A 24,244-nucleotide genomic window follows, 5' to 3' on the forward strand; every position below is an offset into this window, starting at 1 on the left:
AACGTCTTAGTTAGATAGATCCCATCCGGGGTTTTGTATTGGATTTTTGTTTTTATTAACTTCTGATTGTGGAATAGGGAATAAGTGTCTTTTATCATCAAAAACTCTGTTCTTAATTTGTAAACGCTCATAGTTTAGGGTATTGCCTATTTTCGTAATCCGCATTCCATGGATAGGCTTTCCAAATAGAGCAACTCCTTCTTTCCAGCGTCGTACATCCCAAAATCTATAATCCTCAAATGCACCTTCAATTAAGCGTTCCTGATGGATTTTCTTTCTCATTTCCTGTTGGGTTAATCCTTCTGGGAGAGCTGGCATTCCTGCACGTGAACGAATAGCATCTACAGCGGCATATACTTCATTGTCAGGGCCTGAAAATTCATTTCTTGCTTCTGCAAAATCCAACATTACCATACCTAATCGGAAAAGATTCCAAGTAGCCGATCGGCGTTGTGGACCATTTAGGACTAATGATTCATCTAAAAATTTCTTTAGAAAATAACCCGTTTGGCTTCTTGTGTGCGCACCGATGGCTATACCATCTTTGCCATTTACAAAAGATTCTACCGCTCTTCCTTGCCAATTGGCACCATTATACAAGATGGAGGCGTAAAATCTTGGATCCCTGTTTTCATAAGGATTAGCAGCATCATAGCCTGACAAGGGGTTTATACTGCCATTTTCTAAAAATGGAGCCACACCATTTTTCATTTCATAGGCATCCACCATTTCTTGTGTTGGGGATAGACCACACCAGCCGCCATAACCTGAAGGACCATTAGCAGCTTCCATGGCATTGGTACTAGAGCCAGCCATGTAGGCAAAAATGATTTCTTCATTGTTGTTTTCTAAAAACAGTTTCTGATAGTTATTATGAAGCTTGTATTCAAATTCTGGATTGGATAAGATTGCCATTGCAGCATCTGCCGCGTTTTTCCAACGATCTTTGTTGGTTGTTGGGTTATGCAATGGACTGGCAAAAAACAATAGACATTCGGCTTTTAGCGCCATTGCTGCTCCTTTGGTTGCCCTTCCTAAGTCTGAAGGATCATGTGCAATAGGTAGCTTTGAAATAGCCTCATCGCATAAGGATGTAATATAGGTCACACATTCTTCTATGGAATTTTTTGGCAACTCTAAATCATCTGTAACCGTCAATACTTGGTCTACAATGATAAATTGACCATAGTATTTGAAAATTTGCTGATAAAAAAAGGCTTTTAAAAACTGAGCTTCACCTTTTAAGCGCTCTTTTTGCTCCGCATTACCGGGAACAACATCTATATTCCTTAAAAAAATATTTGCTTTTCGAATTGCACTGTAATAGATGTCCCAATAATTAGGAAGTGGATTGGTCATGGGACTTAAAGAGCCCATATTGAAATGATAGGCACCTGTGGTAAAATTGGCGGCATCTCCTTCATCTGTGGTACTAGCCAATAGGTAATTGGAGGTTCTATTGTATAAACTGCCATACAGTTCAGCATATACATTGTTTAGAAATTTATCGGCCACCAATAAATCTTCAAATGCCTCTAATTCGGTCATCTGATCATTGGGCTGTCGATCCAAAGCACTTTTGTCACAGGCCTGAAAGAATGGAATAATAAAAAGAATTAAAAAAATCTTCCTTATCATTTTTGTATTTAAAATCTTCATAATCTTCGGTTTAAAAATCAAGGTTTAATCCAGCATTTATCACACGTTGTTGGGGGTAGTTATCATTCCCTGCCCATGCAGGGGCTTCAGGATCTACTATTTTAGCTTTATCCCATGTAAATAGATTAAATGCATTTGCATATATTCTGACTTTCTGAATTTTGATATTTTTTAGGAATTGAGCTCCAAATGTATAGCCCAATTCTATATTTTTAAGACGGATATAATCTCTAGGTCTCATCCAAAAGGTTGATAATATCTGGTTGTTTTGATTGTCTGCACTTGATAATCTTGGGTAAGTCGCAGTATTGGCAGTTTCTGGAGTCCAGCGGTCTAGGTGCCATTCATTCACTTTCCCTGCACCACCTCCACGGAATTCCCAAATAGCGAAATTATCCATGAAAACGGATGATCCTCCAGAACCTTGGAATAACAAGCTGAAGTCAATGCCTTGGTAAGAAATTCTAGACGATATGCCGTACATCAATTCCGGTATTCCGGTATTATATCCAATTGGAACTTGGTCATTCCCATCGATTACGCCATCATTATTGATGTCTTTATATTTAATATCTCCAGGCCTTAAGGATTCTTGAGTTACGAAAGAGTGAGCAGGGCTGTTTTGAATATCTTCGTAAGAGCTAAAGAAACCGATGGCTTCATAACCAAAAGGTTGTCCCACTCGATGTCCTGTGCGGTATTGATAATCGAATTCTCTACGCTCCTCATCCATAAATAAGACCTTGTTTCGAGCAAAGGAAAGATTACCACTGATGCTATAATTGAATTTTTTTGTTGCCGAATTTCTATACGTTAGTTCGAAGTCAAATCCTTTATTTTCTACGATACCCACATTGGCTGGAGGTAAATCGGAACCGGATCTTCCTAAGATGCTAGAGATAGTTCCTCGTGTGGTAAGGATATTATCTCTTTTTTCCATAAATGCGTCAGCAGTTAAGGATAATCGATCCTTCCATAAGCCAAGTTCTAAGCCTATATTGGATTTTTTTGCGCGTTCCCATGTAATATCCATATTGGCTAATGCGCCTTCGGCAATACCACCATAATTCACTTGGCCTGATCCAAACCTATAGCCTGAGGCTCCCTGAAAGATTTGTTGGTACAGGAAACGGCGTGCGCCTAATCGGTCATTTCCTACTTCTCCATAGGAAGCACGAAGTTTTAAGAAGTTTACGAAAGAGTTATCTTTATTAAAGAAATTTTCCTCTGAAACTACCCAACCCGCACTAAATGAAGGGAAAAATCCGAATCGTTGTCCTTTAGGGAACTGCTCCGAACCATTGTATCCAATGTTAACTTCACCAAATAATTTGCTTTTGTACGCGTAAGTTAACCTGCTGACAAATCCTAAATAGCTAAATGGAATATTGTAGGAGTCATTATGAACGACTCTTTTGTTTAAATTATAGAGCAAAAGTCCAGAAACGGCATGATCGTCAAACGTACGATTGTAATCTAATGCCCCTTCTAAGTTTACGGTACGGTTGTACGAATATCCTTTACCAATTCCTAATTCTGAATCATTTCCAAATTGATTATAGCCACCATCTTCCCGCAGTTGATATACAGCATACCCTTTTGAGGCATTAATATTGTAATCAAATCCTCCATCAAATGAAAACGCTGCTCTAGCAGACAATCCTTGAGTAATAAAATTTAATTTATGGCTCATCTTGTAGGTTCCTTGCAAGAAGTTTCCATACAAATCTCTATATCCACCATTTGCAATTAAGCCTAGTGGATTTTCTGGATTTGGACCATCTCCGGCAAGTGTCCCATTTGCATTTCGAATAGGAAATGTTGGTGGTATACGGTTTAGAATAGTAAATATCAACCAGGTATCACGACCTGGATAGTTTCTGTTTTCCACACGGCCTGCTAGGTCAAGACCTACCGTAAAGTTTTTGTTTAAATCGATGTCAATATTCGATCTGAAATTATATCGGTTAAATTTTGCATTGGAATCATACTCATTTAAATCTGTAAAGTTGTACATCCCTTCTTGCGTCAAGGCACTTGCAGAAACAAAATACCTAACCTTATCTCCACCGCCACTGATATTTAGATTCGCGCGATACATTGGGGTGTAGGGTTTTAAAAACTCGCCAAACCAATCGGTGTTTGCATATAAGTAAGGATCTGCACCTATTTTATAATATTCCAAATCTTGTTCGGAGTATTTTGCGGGCAAGTTGTCATTTGACAACGCTTCATTATACAGTTGCGCATAGTTATAGGAATCTAAAAATTTCGGTAACCGTATTGGGCTTTGGTAGCCTAATTCAGAGGTGAAAGAGATTTGAGGGGTACCAGATTTTCCTCGACGAGTCGTAACCAAAATCACACCATTAGCTCCTCGCACACCATATACGGCAGTGGATGAGGCGTCTTTTAAGATGCTGATACTTTCAACCTCATTGGGATCCAACTGAGCAAAGTCTCTTCCTAAAACACCATCTACGACCACTAATGGACTAGCGTTGTTAAAGGTGGAAACTCCACGGATAAATATTTGCGAAAGATCATTTCCCGGTTCTCCACTGGGTTGGTAAGCCATTAAGCCTGGCAATCGTCCTGCCAATGCATTACTTAGGTTTGCTGTTGGACTCTGTCTTAATTCTCTAGTACTAACGGATGAAATAGCGCCTGTTAAACTAATTTTCTTCTGTGAACCATAGGCTACGACGACTACATCGTCCATCACATTTAGTTTTTCTTGGAAAACAAGATCAATTCTTGATCTTCCATTTACTGCAACTACGATAGATTCGAATCCTATAGAGCTGAATCTTAACGAGTCTGTAGGGTTAACAATTATTTTGTAAATACCTTCGGTATTACTAATTACGGAGCGAGAGGTAGCCCCAATAGCATTTACGGTTACATTTTGAATGGCTACACCATCAGGAGAGGTGATTTTTCCAGTAACCTCGATTTGTTGTTGTAAAATACCTGATGAATGAGCGGAAGCTTTATTTCCAAATATTAACATAAAGCATGTTAATATGGGAAATAAAGCAAAATGGACAGCCCGTAATCTTAGGTTCCCACGTTGAAATTTGTCTTTATAGGCCATAAAAATTTAAATTGGTTGTTTTTTACTAATCTTATTAATATTTATTTAGTGTGTAAGTCTTGCATTTGTTTACTGCTCGTAATAGGTTCGGAAGCTTAAGGTTGATGATTTATAGGGCATAAAGTTTTGTCTACAGGGTAGATAAAACGAGTAAATAGCACGTAAATAGATGGCAGTGAATAAATAGTATTAATCACAAATAATCATTTGTTTATGGGTTAGGATTTTTTTAAATGCGGTATCGGCAAATTATAAGCGTCTTGATGTGACCGTTTGTGCTGCTTTACTTGATTCAAGTCAATTATTTAATTTAATAAATGAATACCTTGAATATGTGCGAGAAACACATTTTTCACATCAATTTTTAAGATTTATTTTCTATTGGTTATTTTTCCTAAAACAAATTTAATTAAACTTCTTGTATATACAAGGTTAAATGGCGTTGAGATTGCTTTTTATTTATAAATACTATTATATTTAATTGTAAATCAATTATATATAAAATATATTTATATGCATGTCTCGTGTAACACGTATATACAAGTAGTTATTATTTAGGGGTTTTCAGGGGTGTTGGATTATTTTGTTTTTTGTTTAAACAGGGCTCCTCTATCGTATTGACTTGTCTTTTTTAAGATTTTATTCTGAATAATCTAGGTAATTCAATGACTAAGGGAAAACAATAGGTTCTTCTCTTTTGCGATTGGTATTTTGATTTTTTATGGGATGTTCGATTTGCCTTAAATTCCATTTCATAGAAGGTATGAGTGATTTCTTTTTACTAATTTCTTGTTGACCTATTTCTAATGTTTCTATTGGTTCCGTTGAATGTCTTTCTAAAAATTTATTTAGGAGGTTGTTAAATCTGAAATTCGAACATACTAATTTTTTTTGGTAATAAAATTAGTAATCCATCTTATCCTATTGTTTTAAGACGAGTTCTTTTGTGGCTTAATCGATTATAAATCAATAGATTAAGCTTGTTGTAATTACTTGTCAAAATAAGTTGCAGTAATGCAGTTTTAGATTTTTTGGTTGACTTTCCAACCATCTCAGAAAAATTTGAAAAGTAATTAAATATATTTTCTTGCAACTAAATTTGCAGGACAAGTTTGAAATGGCTGAAAGAATTAAGTTAAAGTTCATGACCGAGTTCAACCATTTTTATAACCTCAAGGTTTCACTGGAAATGAGTTATCGCGAAAATGTTAAGATTATTCACAATTCTTGGATAATTTAACTTATTCAAGGGTAAATTCATTATTAGCGCAGTATCTCGTGGAGTTAATAGATATCAGTTTACAATGCCAGCGCAATAGTGATTTTAATGGTCGAACTACTGAAATTCTGGCATCATTAATACATATGTTTTTAAACAGAGTTTTCCCTCAGAAACAGCGAGAACAGGAAATGGTAATGTTCCAATACCTATCTAACTATCTTTTAACAGAGATCAAAAAAACTAGGCATAAAGTTTAATCATTTCCGTTTAAACCTAATTTCCTGAAAAGCTCTGCCCTATACTGCCCGCCAATCGGAATGTCAGGTAAACTCCCTCGCATCTTTATCACATTTCCTTCCAGTCTTTTCGCAAAATCCAAGTTTACGATATAAGATTTATGAACGCGCACAAATTGTTTAGCATTAGAAAGCGTCTCTTCCATATCTATAAGCTTCTTCCACACGTTATATTTTTTATCATGAGTTTCAATAATTACATAGTCTTTATCTCCCTTAATAAAATAGACTTCGTTAAAAGGAGAAATTATAATATTGGACCTATCTTTAATAATTAAAAAATCACGATCAGCAGTTTTATTCCGCTCCATATTCATAATTGCCCGAGCTTTCTCGATAGTTTTCACCAAACGGTCAATACCGAATGGTTTCAATATATAATCCAGAACATTTAGCTCATAGCTTTCAATTGCATAAGAAGGGTCTCCTGTTACAAATACAAATAGTGGTGGTTTCCATAAGCTTTTTAGGAATGTAATACCACTCATGTCTGGCAATTGAATATCACAAAAAACAAGGTTGGCTTCATTTGAGTTTAAAGTTTTCATTGCCTCAACTGCATTAACAAAAACGCCCAAAATTTCAACGTCAGGGATTTTTTTTAAATATGCCACTAGGATTTCCTGTGCCGGTTCTTCGTCATCAATTACTATACATTTAATCATTGGCTTTTAAAGTTTAATTTTAAAAATACAGTATAACTGTCTGTTGTTTCAGAAATATCAAACGTGTGTTTCTCGGGATAATAAATTTCTAATCTTCGTTTTACATTCTGTAAACCCAATCCTCCATGCTTATGCTTCTCTGCATGTTGGTTCAAACTATTAGCTATACGAAACATTAGTATCCCGTCATCGATCTCCAAATCGACTTTCACCCATGCTTCTTTGCGGCTACTTTCAGGTCCATGTTTGATAGCATTTTCGACAAAGGGAATTAAAATAAGTGGTACGATTTGATATGGTTCTTGGGTGTTTCTTTCGCTAATTTCGATCAATACTGTTTCTTTGTACCGCAGCTTCATCAGACTTAAATAGTCTTTAATAAATTGGATTTCGTGGCATATATAGATTAGGTCATCTTTTGTTTGATACAAAACATATCTCAATAGATTTGACATATTCAAAATAGATTCTGGAGTTTGGGGATCTTGTTTCGAGGCCATGCCATAAATACTATTCAATGTGTTAAATACGAAATGAGGCGATATTTGAGATTTTAATATGTCAAGCTCCATTTGTAGAATATCACGCTCTAACCTAGTCTTATCCCGTTCTAGAACGATAAGCTTATTTGCACCCTGAAATATTACTTTTGTAAGTTTAGGAGCTAATGGTAAGGAAATTAAAAACAAAAAATCAAGTATTAGATCGGAAAGATTGTTGAAGGAATAAATTCCCAAATAACCTTCGGAGGTAAAAATGTCTAGGTAATTATGGATATCCTTTTCGGATAATGGAATAAATGACGCTGCAATCAAACTATTAATATAAGCACAAGTAACCCACCAAATGAAAGCAAAAAATATAAAGGTTAAGGGGCCAACAATATTTCCTTTGATGATCCACTTTGGCAATATCCAAGATGCGGTATAGAATAGTGTAATTGTGACTAAAAGATCTTTAATCATAAAAATCCAGAAATATTCTCCAACTAGCCTATTGTATGCTAAGTAATACAATAGAGAGACTGCAACCCAGAATAGTAAATGGGAGAAAATTCTTACTTTTTGTGTATACCACTCACCCCAAAGCATCTCACTTTTCATTAACCAAAGGTTTAGTAAATAATTAAATCGAAAATAACTTGCTGTATAATTGTTTGAATAAATATAACAAAGAAACTTTTGGTTATAGATAGGTAATCAATGTATTGCAAAAAATTCTTTAATAAAAAATTACAACACTCGCATAACAAACCATTAAATATGAAAAAACAATTAATCCACTATAAGATCTATTTTATCGATATATGTCAGAAAAAAACTGTAAATCGAGACTATTTAATAGAATATATAGGTAATAACATCGTTGGTCGAAAAAATTTCATGAGCGTAACATTATATATTGGTAATTATTAAGTATTAACTTGGGGAGCCCTTGCCATATAATTTCTAGTAAAAAAGCTAACCTAGTTATGATAGAAACCTCTTTGAAAATAAGTGGTCATGGAAGAGATTGTTATAAATGAAACATGTCAGATTAGTTTCCCACGTTCCAGATTTTTAGTTGTCAAACATAAGCCTAATCACTGTAGATTTCCAGTAATTAGTTTATCGTGGGAACTAATTAATCTGCCCGATATTACTATTTCTAAACAAGCGAGGAGCCTGTTGGGCGCAAATATGCAATTGTTCGAATTCTATACTTTTAAGGGAACTAAAGTTACCTGCCGGATTTTAAAGCCTACTATCTTTGTTTTCTTTCCACTTTGCGGGGACATAACCACTCGGAAAACGGTCTACCGATTACAAAAATTAATAAGCCAACATACTACTTGACCTATGGTCCTTCAATCTCGTTTAATATGGACTATGGGAATGGTTACCATGCTATCCTTGCAATCGCCCTAGAAAAGAAATGGCTAACCAACATGGATGAAGAAGATATGGCCTCTATATTTGCCTATGATATCCCAAGTTTAGCGTTAGAATCTTATCCCGTATACACATTACGTGGATGTCCAACACGGCCAGACGGTAGACATCGTTATGAACCAGCATTTGATGGACGGGTAGGCTTGCCGCTACTCGGGCATGATGACCCTCAGCAAGCACTTTTTTAGTGGAGTTATAGTCCAATTTATATATAAGCTTATGACCTGATTTTGTAAAGATCAAGCGTAATTGATTTTTGATTCCGTAATGAATTGTTCGATTATCACTGTAGCAATTCAATAAATCTCGCCGTATTAATCCAAAAAAACACTAATTATCTTTAGGGAAGGAGTAGGCGGGAGTCTCTCCGATTTTTGGAACACATCTTTCATAAGATATACCGAAAATCAACAGACTTACTATTTTGGCAAGGGTGATATCAACTTTACATATTTTGATAAAAGTGCTGGACAAAGTAATACTAAAGGAGAGGGGACTATCGCGTTTTCAGTTCCAACTGATAGTGGAGGAAGATCTACTTTCAATGGTAGTTTTAGTATCCGGTGATCTACAAAAAAATTATGAATATGAGAACATTGTGGGATTCTCCATGCCGACTAAGTACCCCTTGGCAACTACAAAGGTTTAATACGGGTAATTTGCCAAACATTTCAAAATAACAAATCTGTCCGACTGTCTTTATACCAATTTTAAGTCTTATAGTAATTTAAATATAAGTCATCAGGCTCAGGTATGAAACACGTTAGGCCTGAAAAATAATTAATTGGCTTACCCCAAAAAAAATCAGTAGCGTTTTTATGAATTATTGTCCTAACCAATTGATTCCTGATCGGACCTAGCTGCGATGAAGGGAAGTTAAGCTCTAAATAATTCCTAAAATCAAATGATGGTACAGGAAAATCTTCGGTATAATCTAATCGCTGTACATTGCTCCTACTTGGTATGCCAATAGACTTATTGTAATGATATAAATCTGCACACAAACTTGAAAGTTTAGTGAGCTCCGAAGTATTGAGTAACGTGACTGAAGCAGATTGCATTTGTCCCGTATAAGATTTAAAATGGATCCTTATTTTTAATTACTAAATCTTTTGGTTAAAAGATATTTTCCGAAAACCATTTCCATTATGAACTGTGAAGTCTAAAGACCTTACTTTATCTTTATTTTCATCAATATAAACCTGAATTCTTTTATTGTCTAATTTTTTTAGAGTGAACCATTCACCTTTGATAAGGTAAACTATTTCGTTACCAGAAGGAGTCTTTTGTTGTTCCGTTTCTAAGGAACTATCACTTAATAAAAGTTGCTTACCATTAACGGTTAAATCCAAGAATTTCCAATCAACATCATTTTTAGCAATAAATACCGAATCCAAACCCTTGCTATCAATTGTAAAAGGTCCAGAATCAAAATTTGGAGCATCAGCATATCCATCCTTGTCATCACAGGATATAATAACAAGCATCAAAATAAATGCAATTGATAAGCTGGTCAAGATTGAAGTTATTTTCATTTTATTAAATTTATTTTTATTTATAAATACAATAGAAATCCCAATCATGTGGAAATGTCGAAGGTGCATCAGCTGTAAAATGTGGGGACGACAAAACCGTGAGATAGTATCCATTCAGGTTACCGGCACCTGGTCCCCAGCCATAATTTACATGGATAAGATCAGATCCGTTAGAATATAGCTTGTAACCATCTGCGATGTATGCATGTCCCTCTCCTCTAGCAATTCCCAGGAAGGGCTTTTTGGTTCTCGAGCTAATAATGATTATACCATTGGAATAATTTTTTAGCGTATTTCTTATGGTTGCCTTGTTGGTATTGACGTTCATCAAGCCGAAGTTACTAAATAACTTTACGCCATCTGAAGTTTTTGCGCCACTTCCAGAGGCGTCGTAATCCATTGCTACCGCAGCACCTATCTGCCTTACAAATTGGCCCGCTATATCTGCTTGATTTGGGAATAAATATTTATAGCTGTAATCCCTAAATTGAATCAAATCATTATAATTAAGATATATACCATTGAATGCTCCTACGTGTCTTGTCACAGTAAATGCTTGTGCAACAGCAACTGCTACACAACCCGCAGGATAATTGTTTGGTGTATATCTATTAAACGGATCTTGTGACTGACTCCATTCGACACGAACCTTCGGAAGAACCTCATCAACTAAAGTAACCGGAACATATCCACCTCCTCCGCCACCATCATCTATCGGCATTTCTGTCTGCTCGATACTAAAAGATTCAGGAGAAATGTTGTAGTCAACGGCTGATAGTATAAACGAAAGTGCTCCAAGATTCATATCCGTATTTTGCAGAACATTTTGAAAAGAAAAATTACCTTCGTCAAAAATGGCTAGTACCGGTTGACATTCCGTATTTCTAGAAAGGATCATTCCTCCCTTTGCATCGGAAAAGTTCACATAATAAAGTAATGTATCACCAGTAGAGCTATTCTTTGTTCTAGCATAGGTTAAACCATTTGAGCTTAACATATCTGATGTTAAAACTTGGACATCATCTATAGTTGGTACTACTTCAGTAGAAGCCTTTGTCCTTGCCTTAGAATTTATGCTACTTTTATAATACTGGAGCGCTATGTTTTTTGCATCAGTGACTGATCTGATAGCAGGCCTATCAGTTTGGTTTGTGATTATACTTACATTTTCCTTTTGGCATGAAGCAAATAGAGTTAAGCCAATTATGCCCAAAAATGATAACGGTTTGTGGTTAGTTAATTTCATAAAAAAGATTCTGTTGAAAATTTGATTTTAAAAAAGTATGCTGTTGTAAGTAACTGGAGACTAATTTGAAATTTAGTTTTGTCTAAAGTTGAGAACATATTATTCAGATAATTCCTTACCGCTGCATTTTCTTCTACTCCTTGAGCAAAAAGCAAATTGACAGGCACAATCAGTGTAAGAAGAAAGGCAAAGATCTTAATTTGGAATCCTTTCATAATAATTTCATATTTAGGCTAAACGGATAGAAATCTAGAAAAATTTCCATCATCAAATAAATAATCTCGACGAACGAGATTTCGACCTATAGAAAAGTGGACGTTTCCTCGACGTAGTTTAGGCGATTTTTTATAGATTATTGGATTTCAACAAATTAATTTAAAAGGTTAATATAAGTTTCTTTAAAAAATTGAAGAAAAAAAACCACCGTGGCTATTTGCTGCTGATGGCACATTATCAAAAACATATTGTGTTATTTTTTCAATTTTAACAACTTACATGTTTTTTGGAAGATCTTGGCTGTTGTTATTTTTTAATATCTATTCCGCCTTTAGGGCCAACTATTTCAAGGACAAAAGGATCTTTAATATTAAATTTTTTTTCCCATTTAACTTTGGTGAGTTATTTTAGGGATAGGAAATGAGGTGTATCAATAAATTTTTTCTCCTCTTTGTGATAGACTCTAATTTTTACATTGTAAGTTCCATCTGCTTTTCTGTGCTGTTCATAAACCTTTGCGCCATATTTGTGACGGTTTTACGTGAAGTTCAACAAAAAATTATGCAAAACACAGCGCTTTGAGGGTTTTCAAAACGGATAGGGAGGAAGTTCCAAAACTCCTTAAGGAAAGCAGAAAAGCCGTTTTACGCAAGTAATAACGGCTTTTTTCTAAGGTGACCCCGCTGAGGCTCGAACTCAGGACCCACAGATTAAGAGTCTGTTGCTCTACCAACTGAGCTACGAAGTCTTGCATTAACTAAAGATACAATACATTCATGTAAATTCAAACGGGAAGTTTCTTATGTCTATCGCTATATAGATAAAATGCATATTTTACGTTTTTAAGGTATTTAATCTATTTTATAACTAAAATAGATTTTAATAATTGCGAGAACAGATAAAGGCAAAAAGTACAAAACACTACAAACAAAACACCATGTTTATCTTAAAGCTCATACATCTATATTAGGATCAGTGAGAGAAAAATTAGGGTATACTCAGGGCAGAAATCAGGATGAGACATACGTCCGAATTCAAGTCAAAGCCTAAAGTAAAGAGTTGAAATTTTAGTATTACTTGAATATGAATTTAAAAAGGCAATAGAGTTTGATAAATACCCAAAATGCCATTCTTCTTCTTTATTAATTCCAAAAACAAATAGCTTGATTAATTCAATCAAGCTATTGAAGCTAGGGAGGTGTTAGGAATAATTTATCGCTATTTATTAGATAGTTGGAACCTTAGTTAATATGGCGTAATTGTTAATAGTCAACTATTATGAAATAGCATAAACTATACAAAAAACGAACCTTCGTAGATTAAGATGATTTTTATGGACTAGTAAAATGTAAATAGGAGGGAATATACCCTGTTGAATGGCTGCACTTCCCTTTAGATTTAAATGATTTGCAATCTATGTGATGAATTATAGTTCCGAGGTATTTATCTACCTTTGTAAACAATATCCAAAGATCACTAATAATTCCTCAAGAGATTAACGCATGAATACCATTCGGGTCATAAATGAAAAAGTATACCAAACTGATTTATCATTTAGTGAACCCTATTATATCATTTTACTGCTAGAAGATGCTATCAATTTTTCAATTGATTTGCAAGATTATCAAATTTTAGGACCCTCCTGTATTTTTCTTAGTCCATACCAACATTTTAAATTGAATAATGCGGACGATTTAAGAATAAGTGAATTGGGATTTCACGGAGATTTTTACTGTATTGAATACCATAAAGAGGATGTAGCTTGTAATGGCATTTTATTTAATAATATATACGCGACTCCTTACGTCTTGTTAGAACAAGAACAGTTTGTCGAAATAAAATCATTGTTCACTAGAATCCATAAAATTCAACAGCGTAATGAATCGTACGAGTTGTCTATTATGAAAGCTTCCCTGCAACTGATATTAGCGATCAATAGTAAGGAGAAACAACTAGTAATTACAGCGAAGGAGGATATACAGCAGAAAAGTGCATTTTCTACTTTTCGTGAATTACTAGAAAGCAATTTTATAAAGGAAAAATCCATTCAGTTTTATGCAGATTATTATCATACAACAGCGACGGTATTTAGCAAGAAAATTAAGGGGATATACGGAAAGCCTGCATCGAAACTAATTAAAGAGCGGGTAGTATTAGAAGCTAAAAAGCGGTTGCATTTGACCCATAAAAATGTCAATGAAATTGCATTCGAATTAGGATTTAGTGATGAATTTTATTTTAGTCGATATTTTAAAAATGAAGTTGGTGTATCCCCCAAAACATTTAGAGAAAAGGTTGGTATAGCAAAAATTGCAAAATAGTACATGCAATTGCAAAGAATGTCCATGTGATACCATCCCGGTTTAGCTGATCTTTGAAGGAAATTAGCAGAGATGAAGAATATACTATTTCAACTGGCAACACGACAATCAACATTTATTCATTTTTTAAGAATTTCAATTTTTTTAGTTATGGCTTGGATAGGAGGGCTTAAAGCCTTTCCGTATGAAGCCGATGGTATAGTGCCGTTTGTTGCAAATAGTCCTGTCATGAGCTTCTTTTACAGCAACGCAAGCCAACATAAGTTTAATGATCAAGGGCAGTTGGTTTCAGAATATCAATTGTATAAAAATCCTGAAGGAAAAGTCGTTCAAAAAAATATAGAATGGCACAAGGATAATGGAACTTATGTATTTTCATTTGGACTAGGGTTGGTAATTGTAGTCATTGGGCTTTTGGTAATGCTGGGAATCTGGTATCCGCAATTGGGATTATGGGGAGGGATATTGACTTTCGGAATGGCTATAGTCACCTTATCTTTTTTGATAACTACTCCGGAAACATTTGTTCCAAATCTAGGCGGAGATTTTCCCACTGCCCACTATGGGTTTCCATATCTTTCTGGAGCTGGTCGACTAGTGATAAAGGATGTTATAATGATGGCAGGGGGATTAGTGATTGCGTCAGATTCTGCAAATCAATACATTAAACGGAAAAAAACTAGAGGATCCAAAATTTAGGATGCCTCTAGTTCTATTATAGGTAGGATAAACTCATTGATAATTAATTAGCTAATAAAAGCTAAAATGTCCTTATTGATCACATCCGCATTAATCGTAGGCATCCCATGTGAAAAGCCGGGATACAGGATCAGCTTAGCCTTTTTCACGATTTTTTCAGCCTTTAATGCTGTTGTTTGATAAGGAACAATTTGGTCATCATCTCCATGAAGAATTAAGACTGGGACTGCAATTTTTTTAAGATCTTCCGTAAAATTTGTCTCAGAGAAAGCTTGAATGCAATCATATTGAGCTTTTATACCCCCCATCATTCCTTGCCTCCACCAATTATCTTGAATTCCTTTTTTGATTACTGCACCTGGTCTATTATATCCGTAAAAGGAGATCGGCATATCTTGATAAAACTGTTGCCTATTGGTTAACGTATTATGGCGGATGTCATCAAACACTTCTTTAGGGACTCCGTCTGGATTATTTTCGTCAGCAATCATATATGGCGTTACTGCAGCAATTAAAACAATGCTTTTTACATGATCTTTTCCATACTTGGCCGCATACCGGATGACTTCTCCACCTCCTGTAGAATGCCCAATATGAATGACATCTTTTAAGTTTAGGTAATCCACTAATTGTGCAATGTCTGATGCGTAAGTGTCCATGTCATTTCCTTCTGAGGTTTGCATGGATCGACCATGCCCCCTACGGTCAGGCGCTACGACGCGGTAGCCATGGCTTAGAAAAAACATAATTTGTGCATCCCAATCGTCAGATGAAAGGGGCCAGCCATGGTGTAAAACGATCGTTGGTCCCTTTCCTAAATCCTTGAAATAAATTTCAGTACCGTCTTCAACGTTGAATCTGTTCATGATTTTATTGTTTAAATTGTTATCCATAAATAGATATAACAATGTTGAAGCAATTTTGATGGCTTAATCAGTCAATGATTTTCATTTTAAGTGTATTCAGCTTCTCCGATTGATTTCAAATCATCAGCTAATAACGACCTTTATCTAGGATAGATTAACTAAAGCCCTTTACTTCCCAGCCTTTTCTATATTTTCTTTTTAAATATTTTTCAGCAGCAGGATTATTAGGAATTTTCATGTTTACCGCATCCCATTCCAACAAGGTGTCCGGAACACGAAGTGCAACAGTGCCTAATAAAATAGCTTCTGTCATAGGTCCGGATTGAGCAAAGTGAGATTCTGGTTTGGCTTTTCCTAAACAACCATCTACGTAATGATGATAATGGTTTCTTTCCTCTAGCTTTGGATGATTATATGTTGAAAATTTACTTTCAGGTAGAAGAACTGGAGTTCCCCCATGTGGAATCAATAATGCACCTTCTGTTCCGATTAACATGGCAGCTTCTTCAGGATATTTTTCACCATTGTTAAAAAGTGCTCGTACTTCTTCAGGTGGATAAAATTCACCATCAAACCATTCTAGAGGTAACACGGAACCTGCTATTTTGGCGTTGCCAGGAAAAGTCCAAGTAATATGGTTACTCTGTGGCCAAGTATCTCCTTGACGAGCTGCTGAATCTTTCCAGGATTGTTGAACCTTCGCTTTGACATTCAGTGGTGCTTTTAATCCCAAACCTTTCCATACCGCATCAAAGATATGACATCCGATATCCCCTGACCAACCTGTTCCGAAATCTTGCCAAGTACGCCAAATACCTGGATGATAGACATGCGTAGCGTAAGGTCTTTCAGGAGCGGTTCCTAACCACTTTTCCCAATCTAAAGAAGCTGGTATCTCTTGTTTATTAGTAGGTCGAGGACCCTCTAGTCGGTAACCTGCAATTCCAGATCTGTTGGAGCAGAGGTAAGCATGTTTTACTTTCCCAATAATTCCTTCTTTAATCCATTGAACGGCTGTTCGATCGCCAATAGAAGAAGCTATCTGTGTTCCCAGTTGAGTGACAACTCCTTTTTTAATAGCGGCCTCCGTAAGTACACGGACTTCAGCTACATCATGGCACATTGGTTTTTGGCAATAGACATGCTTGCCCATTTCAATAGCCGCCATGGCAATGATAAAATGATTATGATCTGGAACTGTTACATTCACCGAATCAATATTGTTTTTTTCCTTTTTTAGCAAATCACGCCAATCACGATAGATCCTCGCATTTGGAAGTAATTCTGCTGCCTTTTTTAAATGATTCTCATCGACATCACATAAGGCAACGATTTCCACATTCGGATGAGATATGAAATTTTGCAAGTCATGTCCTCCCATACCACCAACGCCTATACAAGCATGGCGCAGTTTTTTTGCCGGAACTGCGGCAAATACAGCGTCTAATAGTAGGGGCGCACCGACCGCAACACCTGTGACCGTGCGAATAAAGTTTCTTCTGCTGGTTAGATTTTTTTCATTCATCATTCAGATAGATTTAGGGTTCAAATATTAATTGGGAAGTAGTTTTACGCGTATGTTTTTGAATAATACCTTGCTGCCTGGATCATGTCCTTGTAAAGCAAATGTTCCGCTTGAGATGGATCTTCCTGATTTTGGGGCTGCTTTTAATTCAGGTTCATTATATTCATATAATAATTTTCCATTGATTAAAATTCTCACATTCTTTCCTTTTACTATGATATGTTGGGTATACCATTCTTTATCCACAGCAGGAACCTTGTCGACATTAATAACGTCGTATAAACTTCCAGACTTTTTCCAATCGGTATGCGAAATATTGACCTGAACCTCATGGCCAATGGACGGAAATCCTTGATCTTGGTACTCGGTATGAAAATAGATGCCTGAATTGGAATTTGGGAAAGTCATCACGTCGACTTTTAATTCGAAGTTTTTGAAATCATGGTTTCCTACCATTCCTGTGTAAAATAAGTGGGAGCGATCGCCATTTACTTGTATAGCTCCATCTTTTACGCTGAATGTTTCGGGATTTTCATTGGCTTTCCAACCATTAAGTGTTTTTCCATCAAAAAGTGAAATCCAACCATCTTCCGATTCTTTGGGTTGGCCAGTTGCTGTAAGCACAGCAATTAATAATGGAAGTAAGGTCGTTAGCCTTTTGATTATAGGAAATTGACTTCTTAAAGTTAACATAGTTTATAATTGTTAAAGGTCAGATATTCAGGTTTAAACAAAAATAGAAAGATTTTTCAAACTTGTATATACAATCGGAATTCTATTTGTTCGAAAGATTGATTTTGCAATCCGTTTATTGTAATTTACGACTTAAACTCTGCTATTTTCGCCATTTCCAAACAGTCCATAGCCTGACGAATACCATCAGAACAGGTGACACTTGAAAGGCTAGTTGCCGCTGCACTGACACCTAATAGCAAGCTTTTTTCCATTTCCCAATTTTCATGTATACCATACAGAATTCCAGCGGCTAAGGCATCTCCAGCTCCATTAGCACCAACTATCTGATCTTGCGCTAGACATAAACTTGCTTGGAATATGCGTTCCCCTGAACGATGAGCTGCCCAAACTCCTTCGGGTCGATGTAAGATGATCCACTGACGTACGCCCATCTTAAAAATTTGTTGAAATACATCTTCTCCTAAGGTATCCATTTGCTGGATGCTTGCATCATCTCGTATATCTATTCCGGATAATTTTGAAGCTTCTAATTCATTTAGAAATAGAATATCTACAAATGGTAGGGAAGAAGGGATAATTTCCGTAAATCGCTCGGAATCCTCACTCACTAAATCCACAGTCGTAATAAAACCGAGTTCATTTGCTTCTTTTAAGACTTTGGCTGCATTTGTTTCTCCATCATTTGTTTTTTCATCTAGTTTATCAAGTAACAGCAAATAACCTAAGTGAAGAATTTTGGCATTTGAAAGTTTTAAGTCGAAATGTTCTGGACCCAAACAGGAATTAGCTCCTCGATGATGAAAGAAGGTTCTTTTGCCGGTGCTTTTTGCAGAGGTGACGATGGTATAGGACGTTGGCGCTTCACTAGTGACATGCAATTGATCAATATTGATGTTTAACGTTTTGCATTGATCAAGAATAATGTTTCCGTTGAGGTCATTTCCCACTAAGCCTATAGCTTCCAACTGGAACGGGGCATTTAATTTAAATAAACCCACCAAGATGTTATATGCAGAACCACCATTACTGGAGAATTCAGATATTATATTGGATAAAGATTGTTCTTCAGGAAATTTATCAATAAGTTTTACATCGTCGACAATCCAATTGCCTGCAGCAATTATCCCAGTTCTTTTCTTTTGATTTTTCATTTAGGTATGATAGGTTACAGGCTCACTATTCACTCAACAATTTTAATAATGCAGGCTCATCTTCTAGGATTTCAGGATACCGACCAATGTGTTCATCCAAAAAGAAATTGTCATTGACATCATCATTTGCGGTAGATACTTCGCCAATAATACACTCCTCTGATATTGGATAAAATTTATGCCACTGATAGGGGTAAATCGTAATTCGTTCTCCCGCTTTAAGAATTATTTCTGTACCTGCTTCAACTTCACGTTTTTCTGCATTAATTTGAACGGTAATTTTATTGGTTTGTGTATCCTTAATATCTGTCCAAAGTACAACGGCTAATTCGCCCACTCGACAGATAATATCTTCTTTTTTCTGCTTATGATAATGTTCAGGTGTCACCTGATTTCTTTTTGCATACATTAATTTTTCGCAGTATTCAGGCTCATTAGCCAAGTTGATAAGCACTAGGCCTTTAGAATCAAATGATGCAAGGCCAAAGTCTGTAACATCCCAACTAGGCTGAGGCGGCAAAGACCAACAATTTGAAGCAAAATAATTGCTAGCATCTACGATGGCTTTGTTTATTTGTGATCTTTTCATAATGGTTTATTGGTTATTGTTGGTGCTATACAGTTTCAAATTTTCCTGATTGCTGAGATTTTAATGCTGCAGCGAAAATTTGATGAGACAATACCGCCTCTTTTGGTGTAGCACATCCAAATTTATTTTCAAGCAAGCCCTCTCTTTCCAAAACATAGGCGGCAAACATTTGCATAAAGCAATCGGGGAAACCAGCTTCAAATATACCACCAGTGATTGTTTCAAATGGCATTTGAAAGCCTAAATCAGTTCGTTTCCACCATTGTTCAGCATCATTTGTGAATTGCCAGAATGCTTTAGTATCTTTTGTGCTGTAACGTACCCCTCCTTCAGTTCCAAATACCTCGATATACCAAGTGTTTGTTTCTCCAGGAGCTAGTCTTTTCATTTCTAAGGTCATTGGTACGATTTCTCCATCGATGTTAAGCTCCGTACTCAAAGTTGCATTGTTCCAAGTATCGCATACGGCCATCCCCCCTTTACCATCTGGACGCTCCGTAATAATTTTCTGAAGCTGGGCAAATACACGTGTAGGAATCCAACCCAGTCTTAAGGGAACATGTAGCGCATGCATTCCTAAATCTCCCATTACGCCAATTTCACCACAGAATTCAGATTGTCTTTTCCAGTTAATAGGCTTGTTGACATTCATATCGCTGGCATGAAGAAAGCCCGACTTAATTTCAAATATCTTTCCTAAACTGCCGGATAGAATTTCTTTGATTACACGTTGCGGTCCCGGTAGAAATGGCATTTCAGAACTACATCTTACGAATCTATTCAAGCGTTTTGCTTCTTCACTTATTTCTTGAGCTGCTTCAAGGTCTATACCAAAAGGTTTCTCACCAAGCAAGTCTTTGCCTGCCCTTAAAATATCAAGATACAAGTTTTTGTGTAAATTGTGAGGGACAGCAATATAGACTATGTCAACATCCTCACTGTGAATTAATTGTTGATAATCAGTAGTTAAAAGCTTTACCGAATCGATTTGCTCATACCAAGATAAAATATCCTTATTTAGATCACAAACTGCCGTTAGCTTAACTTTAACTGGAAAATCTTTAAGAGCAAACCATCGACCAAATGCACTAGCCGCTTCTCTACCCATCAATCCACCACCTATAATACCTATTTTTACTGTTTTCATTTACTTTTTATTTTAAAAGACCTATTACTTCTTCTGGCTTTGCTCCTTCGTGAACGATGGCCATCAAAGCTTTAGTCATTGCTGCTGGATTTGCATGTTGCACAACATTTCTTCCGTAAACTATACCTCTTACTCCTTGTTGCATTAAGCCATAGGTACGTTGCAGAATTTCTTCATCACTGGCTTTTCCTCCACCTCGTACTAGTACTGGAATATTGCCAGCAACCTCAACCACTTTATGGTAATCATTAACATCGTCTGTAGGATCAGCTTTGATAATATCTGCTCCAAGTTCTACACCTTGGCGTACTAAAGGAATAATTTTAGAAGGATCTCCGTTTACCATGTATCCACCCGCTTCACTGTTTGGTCTGAACACTAATGGTTCTACCATTAGAGGCATTCCATAGCGCTCAGTTTCGGGTTTAATTTTTAAAATATTCTGTATACACTGATCCATCACTTCCGGTTGATCAGGGATACTAAACAAGTTCACAACGACACATGTGGCGTCTAATCTTAGTGCTTGCTCTACTGGATTTTCGATCATGCGACTAAATAAGGTTCTTGGTAGTTCTTTTCCGTATACATTCGCTACATCAGTTCTTAAAACCAACGATGGCTTTGCTCTTCCAACGACGGATTGAAGATATTGCGCTTGACCAATGGTCAATTGTATAGCATCAGGAGCAGCGTCAATTAATACTTGAACAGCTTGTCCAACATTTTCAATTCCATTTAAAAAGGAATATTCATTAAAAAATCCATGGTCAATTGCTACATCAAAACAATTGCCAGATGCACTATTAAATAGTCTATTTAATCGGTATGTTTTCATTTCTATAATTTTTGTTGTTTGGTTTTTTTCTTTTACTTTTTGCAACGATGCAAATATAATAAATTATTATATACTTGTATATACAAGTATGATTGCTTTGATTTATAAACTAGAAATATCCTACTTTGAAATTTGTATAAAAAGGTTTATATCATTTGTTTAAAAATCATTTGGATAAAATAATTACTCAATTAACTGGATAGCTCTATCATTCTGTAATATCCGCGAAAAGCCGGTAATGAAATAATTTGGTATACATCCTGATGCTTGGTAACTCTATTCTCATGATGATGTCCTGTAAAAACACATAAAAGATTTTCTGCATGCTGTAATTCTTCAACAAATCGCTTTGTCCAGGTAGAATTTCCCGTAGCACTCCATCTTTCCCTGCGCTCAATTTCATGCCCCCCATCGGCGCTTTCTCCCCAGTTGGGATGTCCACAGGTGCTCACTGGAAGTCCAGGCATATAAATTGGGATATGGACAAAAAGAATCATTGGTTTGCCTGTTAAGCGCTGCTGACGAAAGAAATTATATTGTTCTTCTGAAATTTGGTAAGTGGAATTATCTATCACGATCATATTAATTCCTTTTTTCTCTACACTGTAGTAGTAAGGATTTAAGGAGCCATACATTGGACTTAAAGCTTGATTAATCCAATCTTTTCGCAGTTTTTCCATAGGCCCTAACATCCCTTCATAATGCCAATCATGATTTCCAGAGGTATAGTAAAATGGAATATTCGTTTCTTTTAAAACCTCTATAAGTTTAGCTACTGCTGGCTTTGATGGATAATTAAAAATGTCACCTGTAAGCATGAGTAACTCTACCTCATTTTTTACCGCATGATTTAATATTCCTTTGAAGAGATCTAGCGTATTGGTTTCTTGATTGTTCTTATAATGTCTTACGCTTTTATACGCATTGTTCATTCTATCGCTATAATCACTAAAACCCGGATCATCTAAATTAGAATCGCTAAAATGCAGATCAGTTATCTGCATGAACTTAAGTTTTTCCTTAAAATTGCTCAAATACAATTGAGTTGTCGTATCGCTTGAATTAAGCGAATTTACTCGAATTTGATGAGCCGGATTTATTTTGGTGACAACGTGATCTATTGGTTGTGATAACGATATCAATGCACCTGATTTCAAAAAATCTCTTCTTTTCATGCGTATAACCTTAATGATAGTTCGCTTAATAGTTTTGTTAATATGGCCTAAATTTCCTCTGAGCTATTACTTGTATGTGGTATAGATTTTTTCCAACCAGGTATTCCAATGATCATCAACTGCGGCCATCGGCTTTTTAGGACTCCAATCGTCGTTATACATACTAAAACTTCCTTTCGTATTGTTTTCAATAGACACGAATTCCCAACCAAATTTATTTCCTTGATTTAATGTATTCAATAAGATTTCATTCAATCTTTCTGTAGAAAAATGATTAAAATCACTTCCATTAAAAGTCATATGTTCAGCTATTGACCAATTCTTGTTGTATTTCTTATTGGCGTAATGAACCCGATCATAAGCTTTTTGATTTGGTTTATCTTCCGGGAAATACCAAGTCCAGTTGATTTGAATGATGTTTGCCGCATTAATATTTGCAAGAAACTCTTCCGGATTCCCATTTCTTTTAATCATGGATTCCTCATCAGCATCTAAATAATCTACAGCGATATAGGCATCTTTTCCAGCAACTTCTCGAAATGCTTGGGCATCTTCATTAATCCATTTGGCTAAGAATTGTGCACGGAACTTATTCCAGATAGGATCTTCGATAAATGATTTAGGAATAGGAAATGTTTCAGGCATAGCTTTGGCATTCTGAATTTGATTTTTGCTGATCCATTCCGCATAGGCTTTTCGAGCATGTGTGCTGTAGCATAAATCGATGGTTCCCATATACTGCGGTTCAACCGTAGTTTCAAAAAACAGCACTTTTTTATGGTCAATTCCTTTAGTTAAATTTTTTATAAATTCTCTTGCCGTCTTCCGATAACCATCATGAAAAATGGATACCACTCGAGAACCAAAACCATATTCCGTATCATTTACTGGTTTTCCAAGGGCATTTATTGCATCCGAATCAGGATACCTAGTCCAAAATCCCTCTGGAAGTTGACCACCTCCGACCGCATAAGTTTCCACAGATAAGCAAGGGATCATATCCAAATGGTAGATGCTGTCGATTAGTCTTTTTAAAGGATTTAATGAAAAGTCAATTTGACCATCCCCATTAATGTCAAAATGATGCCAATAACAATTCAGTTCTATGGTTGTGAATCCTTTTTGCTTGAGTATAGGTAAGTCTTTGATTAACCCTTCAACAGCTTTTGCATCAGCAAAATTGCGCAATGGCTTACCTATTTTTTGAAACACCCATTTACCATTTTTATACAGTTTGCCATTTTCAATTTTCCAATCCTGTACGATGGTTGGAATAGGTTGATCGGCTTTTGATTTCTCGTTGCAGGATAGGATTATCGCAAGACCACAGAATGCTAAACTTAATCTTTTCGTCAAATTCATGTTTTCTT

At 36.0% G+C, this 24,244-nt stretch carries 19 protein-coding genes and 1 tRNA gene; 4 read left to right on the top strand and 16 right to left on the bottom strand.

The window, feature by feature from the left end:
- Positions 1 to 6 precede the first annotated feature (6 nt).
- A complete protein-coding gene (locus tag ACFRAE_RS05650; protein WP_422796156.1) occupies positions 7 to 1,659 on the bottom strand; it encodes a RagB/SusD family nutrient uptake outer membrane protein in 1,653 nt (550 codons plus the stop codon).
- A 10-nt stretch (positions 1,660 to 1,669) separates the two neighbouring features.
- On the bottom strand, positions 1,670 to 4,672 hold the full coding sequence (locus tag ACFRAE_RS05655) for a SusC/RagA family TonB-linked outer membrane protein (RefSeq protein WP_422796157.1): 3,003 nt from the start codon (positions 4,670 to 4,672) through the stop codon (positions 1,670 to 1,672).
- A 1,311-nt stretch (positions 4,673 to 5,983) separates the two neighbouring features.
- On the opposite strand from ACFRAE_RS05655, the gene ACFRAE_RS05660 reads away from it, so the two are divergent.
- A complete protein-coding gene (locus ACFRAE_RS05660) occupies positions 5,984 to 6,235 on the top strand; it encodes a lantibiotic dehydratase C-terminal domain-containing protein (RefSeq protein WP_422796158.1) in 252 nt (83 codons plus the stop codon).
- Here ACFRAE_RS05660 and ACFRAE_RS05665 read toward each other — a convergent pair.
- The gene (locus ACFRAE_RS05665) at positions 6,232 to 6,939 is read right to left on the bottom strand and encodes a LytR/AlgR family response regulator transcription factor (RefSeq protein WP_422796159.1); all 708 of its coding nucleotides are present in this window, start codon (positions 6,937 to 6,939) and stop codon (positions 6,232 to 6,234) included. The genes ACFRAE_RS05660 and ACFRAE_RS05665 overlap by 4 nt on opposite strands.
- Positions 6,936 to 8,042 (bottom strand): sensor histidine kinase, encoded by a 1,107-nt coding sequence (locus ACFRAE_RS05670; RefSeq protein ID WP_422796160.1) that lies wholly within the window; start codon positions 8,040 to 8,042, stop codon positions 6,936 to 6,938. The genes ACFRAE_RS05665 and ACFRAE_RS05670 overlap by 4 nt, the downstream gene beginning before the upstream one ends.
- A gap of 758 nt (positions 8,043 to 8,800) precedes the next feature.
- Here ACFRAE_RS05670 and ACFRAE_RS05675 point away from each other — a divergent pair.
- Positions 8,801 to 9,058, top strand: coding sequence for a hypothetical protein (locus tag ACFRAE_RS05675; RefSeq protein WP_422796161.1), 258 nt, complete (start codon positions 8,801 to 8,803; stop codon positions 9,056 to 9,058).
- Positions 9,059 to 9,973: 915 nt separating this feature from the next.
- Here ACFRAE_RS05675 and ACFRAE_RS05680 read toward each other — a convergent pair.
- The 3 genes from ACFRAE_RS05680 to ACFRAE_RS05690 form a co-directional block, all read right to left on the bottom strand.
- A complete protein-coding gene (locus ACFRAE_RS05680; RefSeq protein WP_422796162.1) occupies positions 9,974 to 10,405 on the bottom strand; it encodes a hypothetical protein in 432 nt (143 codons plus the stop codon).
- Between the two features lie 16 nt (positions 10,406 to 10,421).
- Entirely contained in the window at positions 10,422 to 11,651 is a 1,230-nt protein-coding gene (locus ACFRAE_RS05685; RefSeq protein WP_422796163.1) for a C10 family peptidase, read from the bottom strand.
- Positions 11,652 to 12,542: 891 nt separating this feature from the next.
- A tRNA-Lys gene (locus ACFRAE_RS05690) sits at positions 12,543 to 12,615 on the bottom strand.
- 754 nt (positions 12,616 to 13,369) lie between these two features.
- On the opposite strand from ACFRAE_RS05690, the gene ACFRAE_RS05695 reads away from it, so the two are divergent.
- Positions 13,370 to 14,188: a helix-turn-helix domain-containing protein gene (locus tag ACFRAE_RS05695; protein WP_422796164.1), complete on the top strand. Its 819-nt coding sequence runs from the start codon at positions 13,370 to 13,372 to the stop codon at positions 14,186 to 14,188.
- A 72-nt stretch (positions 14,189 to 14,260) separates the two neighbouring features.
- On the top strand, positions 14,261 to 14,887 hold the full coding sequence (locus ACFRAE_RS05700) for a DUF417 family protein (RefSeq protein WP_422796165.1): 627 nt from the start codon (positions 14,261 to 14,263) through the stop codon (positions 14,885 to 14,887).
- A 47-nt stretch (positions 14,888 to 14,934) separates the two neighbouring features.
- Here the strand turns inward: ACFRAE_RS05700 and ACFRAE_RS05705 are convergent, their stop codons facing one another.
- From ACFRAE_RS05705 to ACFRAE_RS05745, 9 genes are all read right to left on the bottom strand, one after another.
- Positions 14,935 to 15,753, bottom strand: a complete 819-nt coding sequence (locus ACFRAE_RS05705; protein ID WP_422796166.1) for an alpha/beta fold hydrolase — start codon at positions 15,751 to 15,753, stop codon at positions 14,935 to 14,937.
- A gap of 154 nt (positions 15,754 to 15,907) precedes the next feature.
- Complete coding sequence (locus ACFRAE_RS05710; protein ID WP_422796167.1) at positions 15,908 to 17,281, bottom strand: Gfo/Idh/MocA family protein; 1,374 nt, start codon at positions 17,279 to 17,281, stop codon at positions 15,908 to 15,910.
- Between the two features lie 24 nt (positions 17,282 to 17,305).
- Positions 17,306 to 17,971: a 3-keto-disaccharide hydrolase gene (locus tag ACFRAE_RS05715; RefSeq protein ID WP_422796168.1), complete on the bottom strand. Its 666-nt coding sequence runs from the start codon at positions 17,969 to 17,971 to the stop codon at positions 17,306 to 17,308.
- A 125-nt stretch (positions 17,972 to 18,096) separates the two neighbouring features.
- Positions 18,097 to 19,125, bottom strand: coding sequence for a carbohydrate kinase family protein (locus ACFRAE_RS05720; RefSeq protein ID WP_422796169.1), 1,029 nt, complete (start codon positions 19,123 to 19,125; stop codon positions 18,097 to 18,099).
- 25 nt (positions 19,126 to 19,150) lie between these two features.
- Positions 19,151 to 19,714, bottom strand: coding sequence for a D-lyxose/D-mannose family sugar isomerase (locus ACFRAE_RS05725; protein WP_422796170.1), 564 nt, complete (start codon positions 19,712 to 19,714; stop codon positions 19,151 to 19,153).
- Between the two features lie 25 nt (positions 19,715 to 19,739).
- Positions 19,740 to 20,861, bottom strand: a complete 1,122-nt coding sequence (locus ACFRAE_RS05730; RefSeq protein ID WP_422796171.1) for a Gfo/Idh/MocA family protein — start codon at positions 20,859 to 20,861, stop codon at positions 19,740 to 19,742.
- A gap of 7 nt (positions 20,862 to 20,868) precedes the next feature.
- Positions 20,869 to 21,699: a class I fructose-bisphosphate aldolase gene (locus ACFRAE_RS05735; protein WP_422796172.1), complete on the bottom strand. Its 831-nt coding sequence runs from the start codon at positions 21,697 to 21,699 to the stop codon at positions 20,869 to 20,871.
- A 191-nt stretch (positions 21,700 to 21,890) separates the two neighbouring features.
- Positions 21,891 to 22,874, bottom strand: a complete 984-nt coding sequence (locus ACFRAE_RS05740) for a metallophosphoesterase family protein (protein ID WP_422796173.1) — start codon at positions 22,872 to 22,874, stop codon at positions 21,891 to 21,893.
- Between the two features lie 66 nt (positions 22,875 to 22,940).
- Positions 22,941 to 24,236: a hypothetical protein gene (locus ACFRAE_RS05745; protein ID WP_422796174.1), complete on the bottom strand. Its 1,296-nt coding sequence runs from the start codon at positions 24,234 to 24,236 to the stop codon at positions 22,941 to 22,943.
- Positions 24,237 to 24,244: the final 8 nt, after the last annotated feature.

This window comes from Sphingobacterium sp. HJSM2_6, from assembly GCF_049316305.1.
Classification (GTDB): Bacteria; Bacteroidota; Bacteroidia; order Sphingobacteriales; family Sphingobacteriaceae; genus Sphingobacterium.

Coding starts and splice junctions, on each gene's coding strand:
- ACFRAE_RS05695 (WP_422796164.1), top strand. CDS start 13,370: ATGAATACCATTCGGGTCATAAATGAAAAAGTATACCAAACTGATTTA.
- ACFRAE_RS05685 (WP_422796163.1), bottom strand. CDS start 11,651: ATGAAATTAACTAACCACAAACCGTTATCATTTTTGGGCATAATTGGC.
- ACFRAE_RS05650 (WP_422796156.1), bottom strand. CDS start 1,659: ATGAAGATTTTAAATACAAAAATGATAAGGAAGATTTTTTTAATTCTT.
- ACFRAE_RS05670 (WP_422796160.1), bottom strand. CDS start 8,042: ATGAAAAGTGAGATGCTTTGGGGTGAGTGGTATACACAAAAAGTAAGA.
- ACFRAE_RS05680 (WP_422796162.1), bottom strand. CDS start 10,405: ATGAAAATAACTTCAATCTTGACCAGCTTATCAATTGCATTTATTTTG.
- ACFRAE_RS05710 (WP_422796167.1), bottom strand. CDS start 17,281: ATGATGAATGAAAAAAATCTAACCAGCAGAAGAAACTTTATTCGCACG.
- ACFRAE_RS05705 (WP_422796166.1), bottom strand. CDS start 15,753: ATGAACAGATTCAACGTTGAAGACGGTACTGAAATTTATTTCAAGGAT.
- ACFRAE_RS05675 (WP_422796161.1), top strand. CDS start 8,801: ATGGACTATGGGAATGGTTACCATGCTATCCTTGCAATCGCCCTAGAA.
- ACFRAE_RS05720 (WP_422796169.1), bottom strand. CDS start 19,125: ATGAAAAATCAAAAGAAAAGAACTGGGATAATTGCTGCAGGCAATTGG.
- ACFRAE_RS05730 (WP_422796171.1), bottom strand. CDS start 20,861: ATGAAAACAGTAAAAATAGGTATTATAGGTGGTGGATTGATGGGTAGA.
- ACFRAE_RS05655 (WP_422796157.1), bottom strand. CDS start 4,672: ATGTTAATATTTGGAAATAAAGCTTCCGCTCATTCATCAGGTATTTTA.
- ACFRAE_RS05735 (WP_422796172.1), bottom strand. CDS start 21,699: ATGAAAACATACCGATTAAATAGACTATTTAATAGTGCATCTGGCAAT.
- ACFRAE_RS05745 (WP_422796174.1), bottom strand. CDS start 24,236: ATGAATTTGACGAAAAGATTAAGTTTAGCATTCTGTGGTCTTGCGATA.
- ACFRAE_RS05725 (WP_422796170.1), bottom strand. CDS start 19,714: ATGAAAAGATCACAAATAAACAAAGCCATCGTAGATGCTAGCAATTAT.
- ACFRAE_RS05700 (WP_422796165.1), top strand. CDS start 14,261: ATGAAGAATATACTATTTCAACTGGCAACACGACAATCAACATTTATT.
- ACFRAE_RS05715 (WP_422796168.1), bottom strand. CDS start 17,971: ATGTTAACTTTAAGAAGTCAATTTCCTATAATCAAAAGGCTAACGACC.
- ACFRAE_RS05740 (WP_422796173.1), bottom strand. CDS start 22,874: ATGAAAAGAAGAGATTTTTTGAAATCAGGTGCATTGATATCGTTATCA.
- ACFRAE_RS05665 (WP_422796159.1), bottom strand. CDS start 6,939: ATGATTAAATGTATAGTAATTGATGACGAAGAACCGGCACAGGAAATC.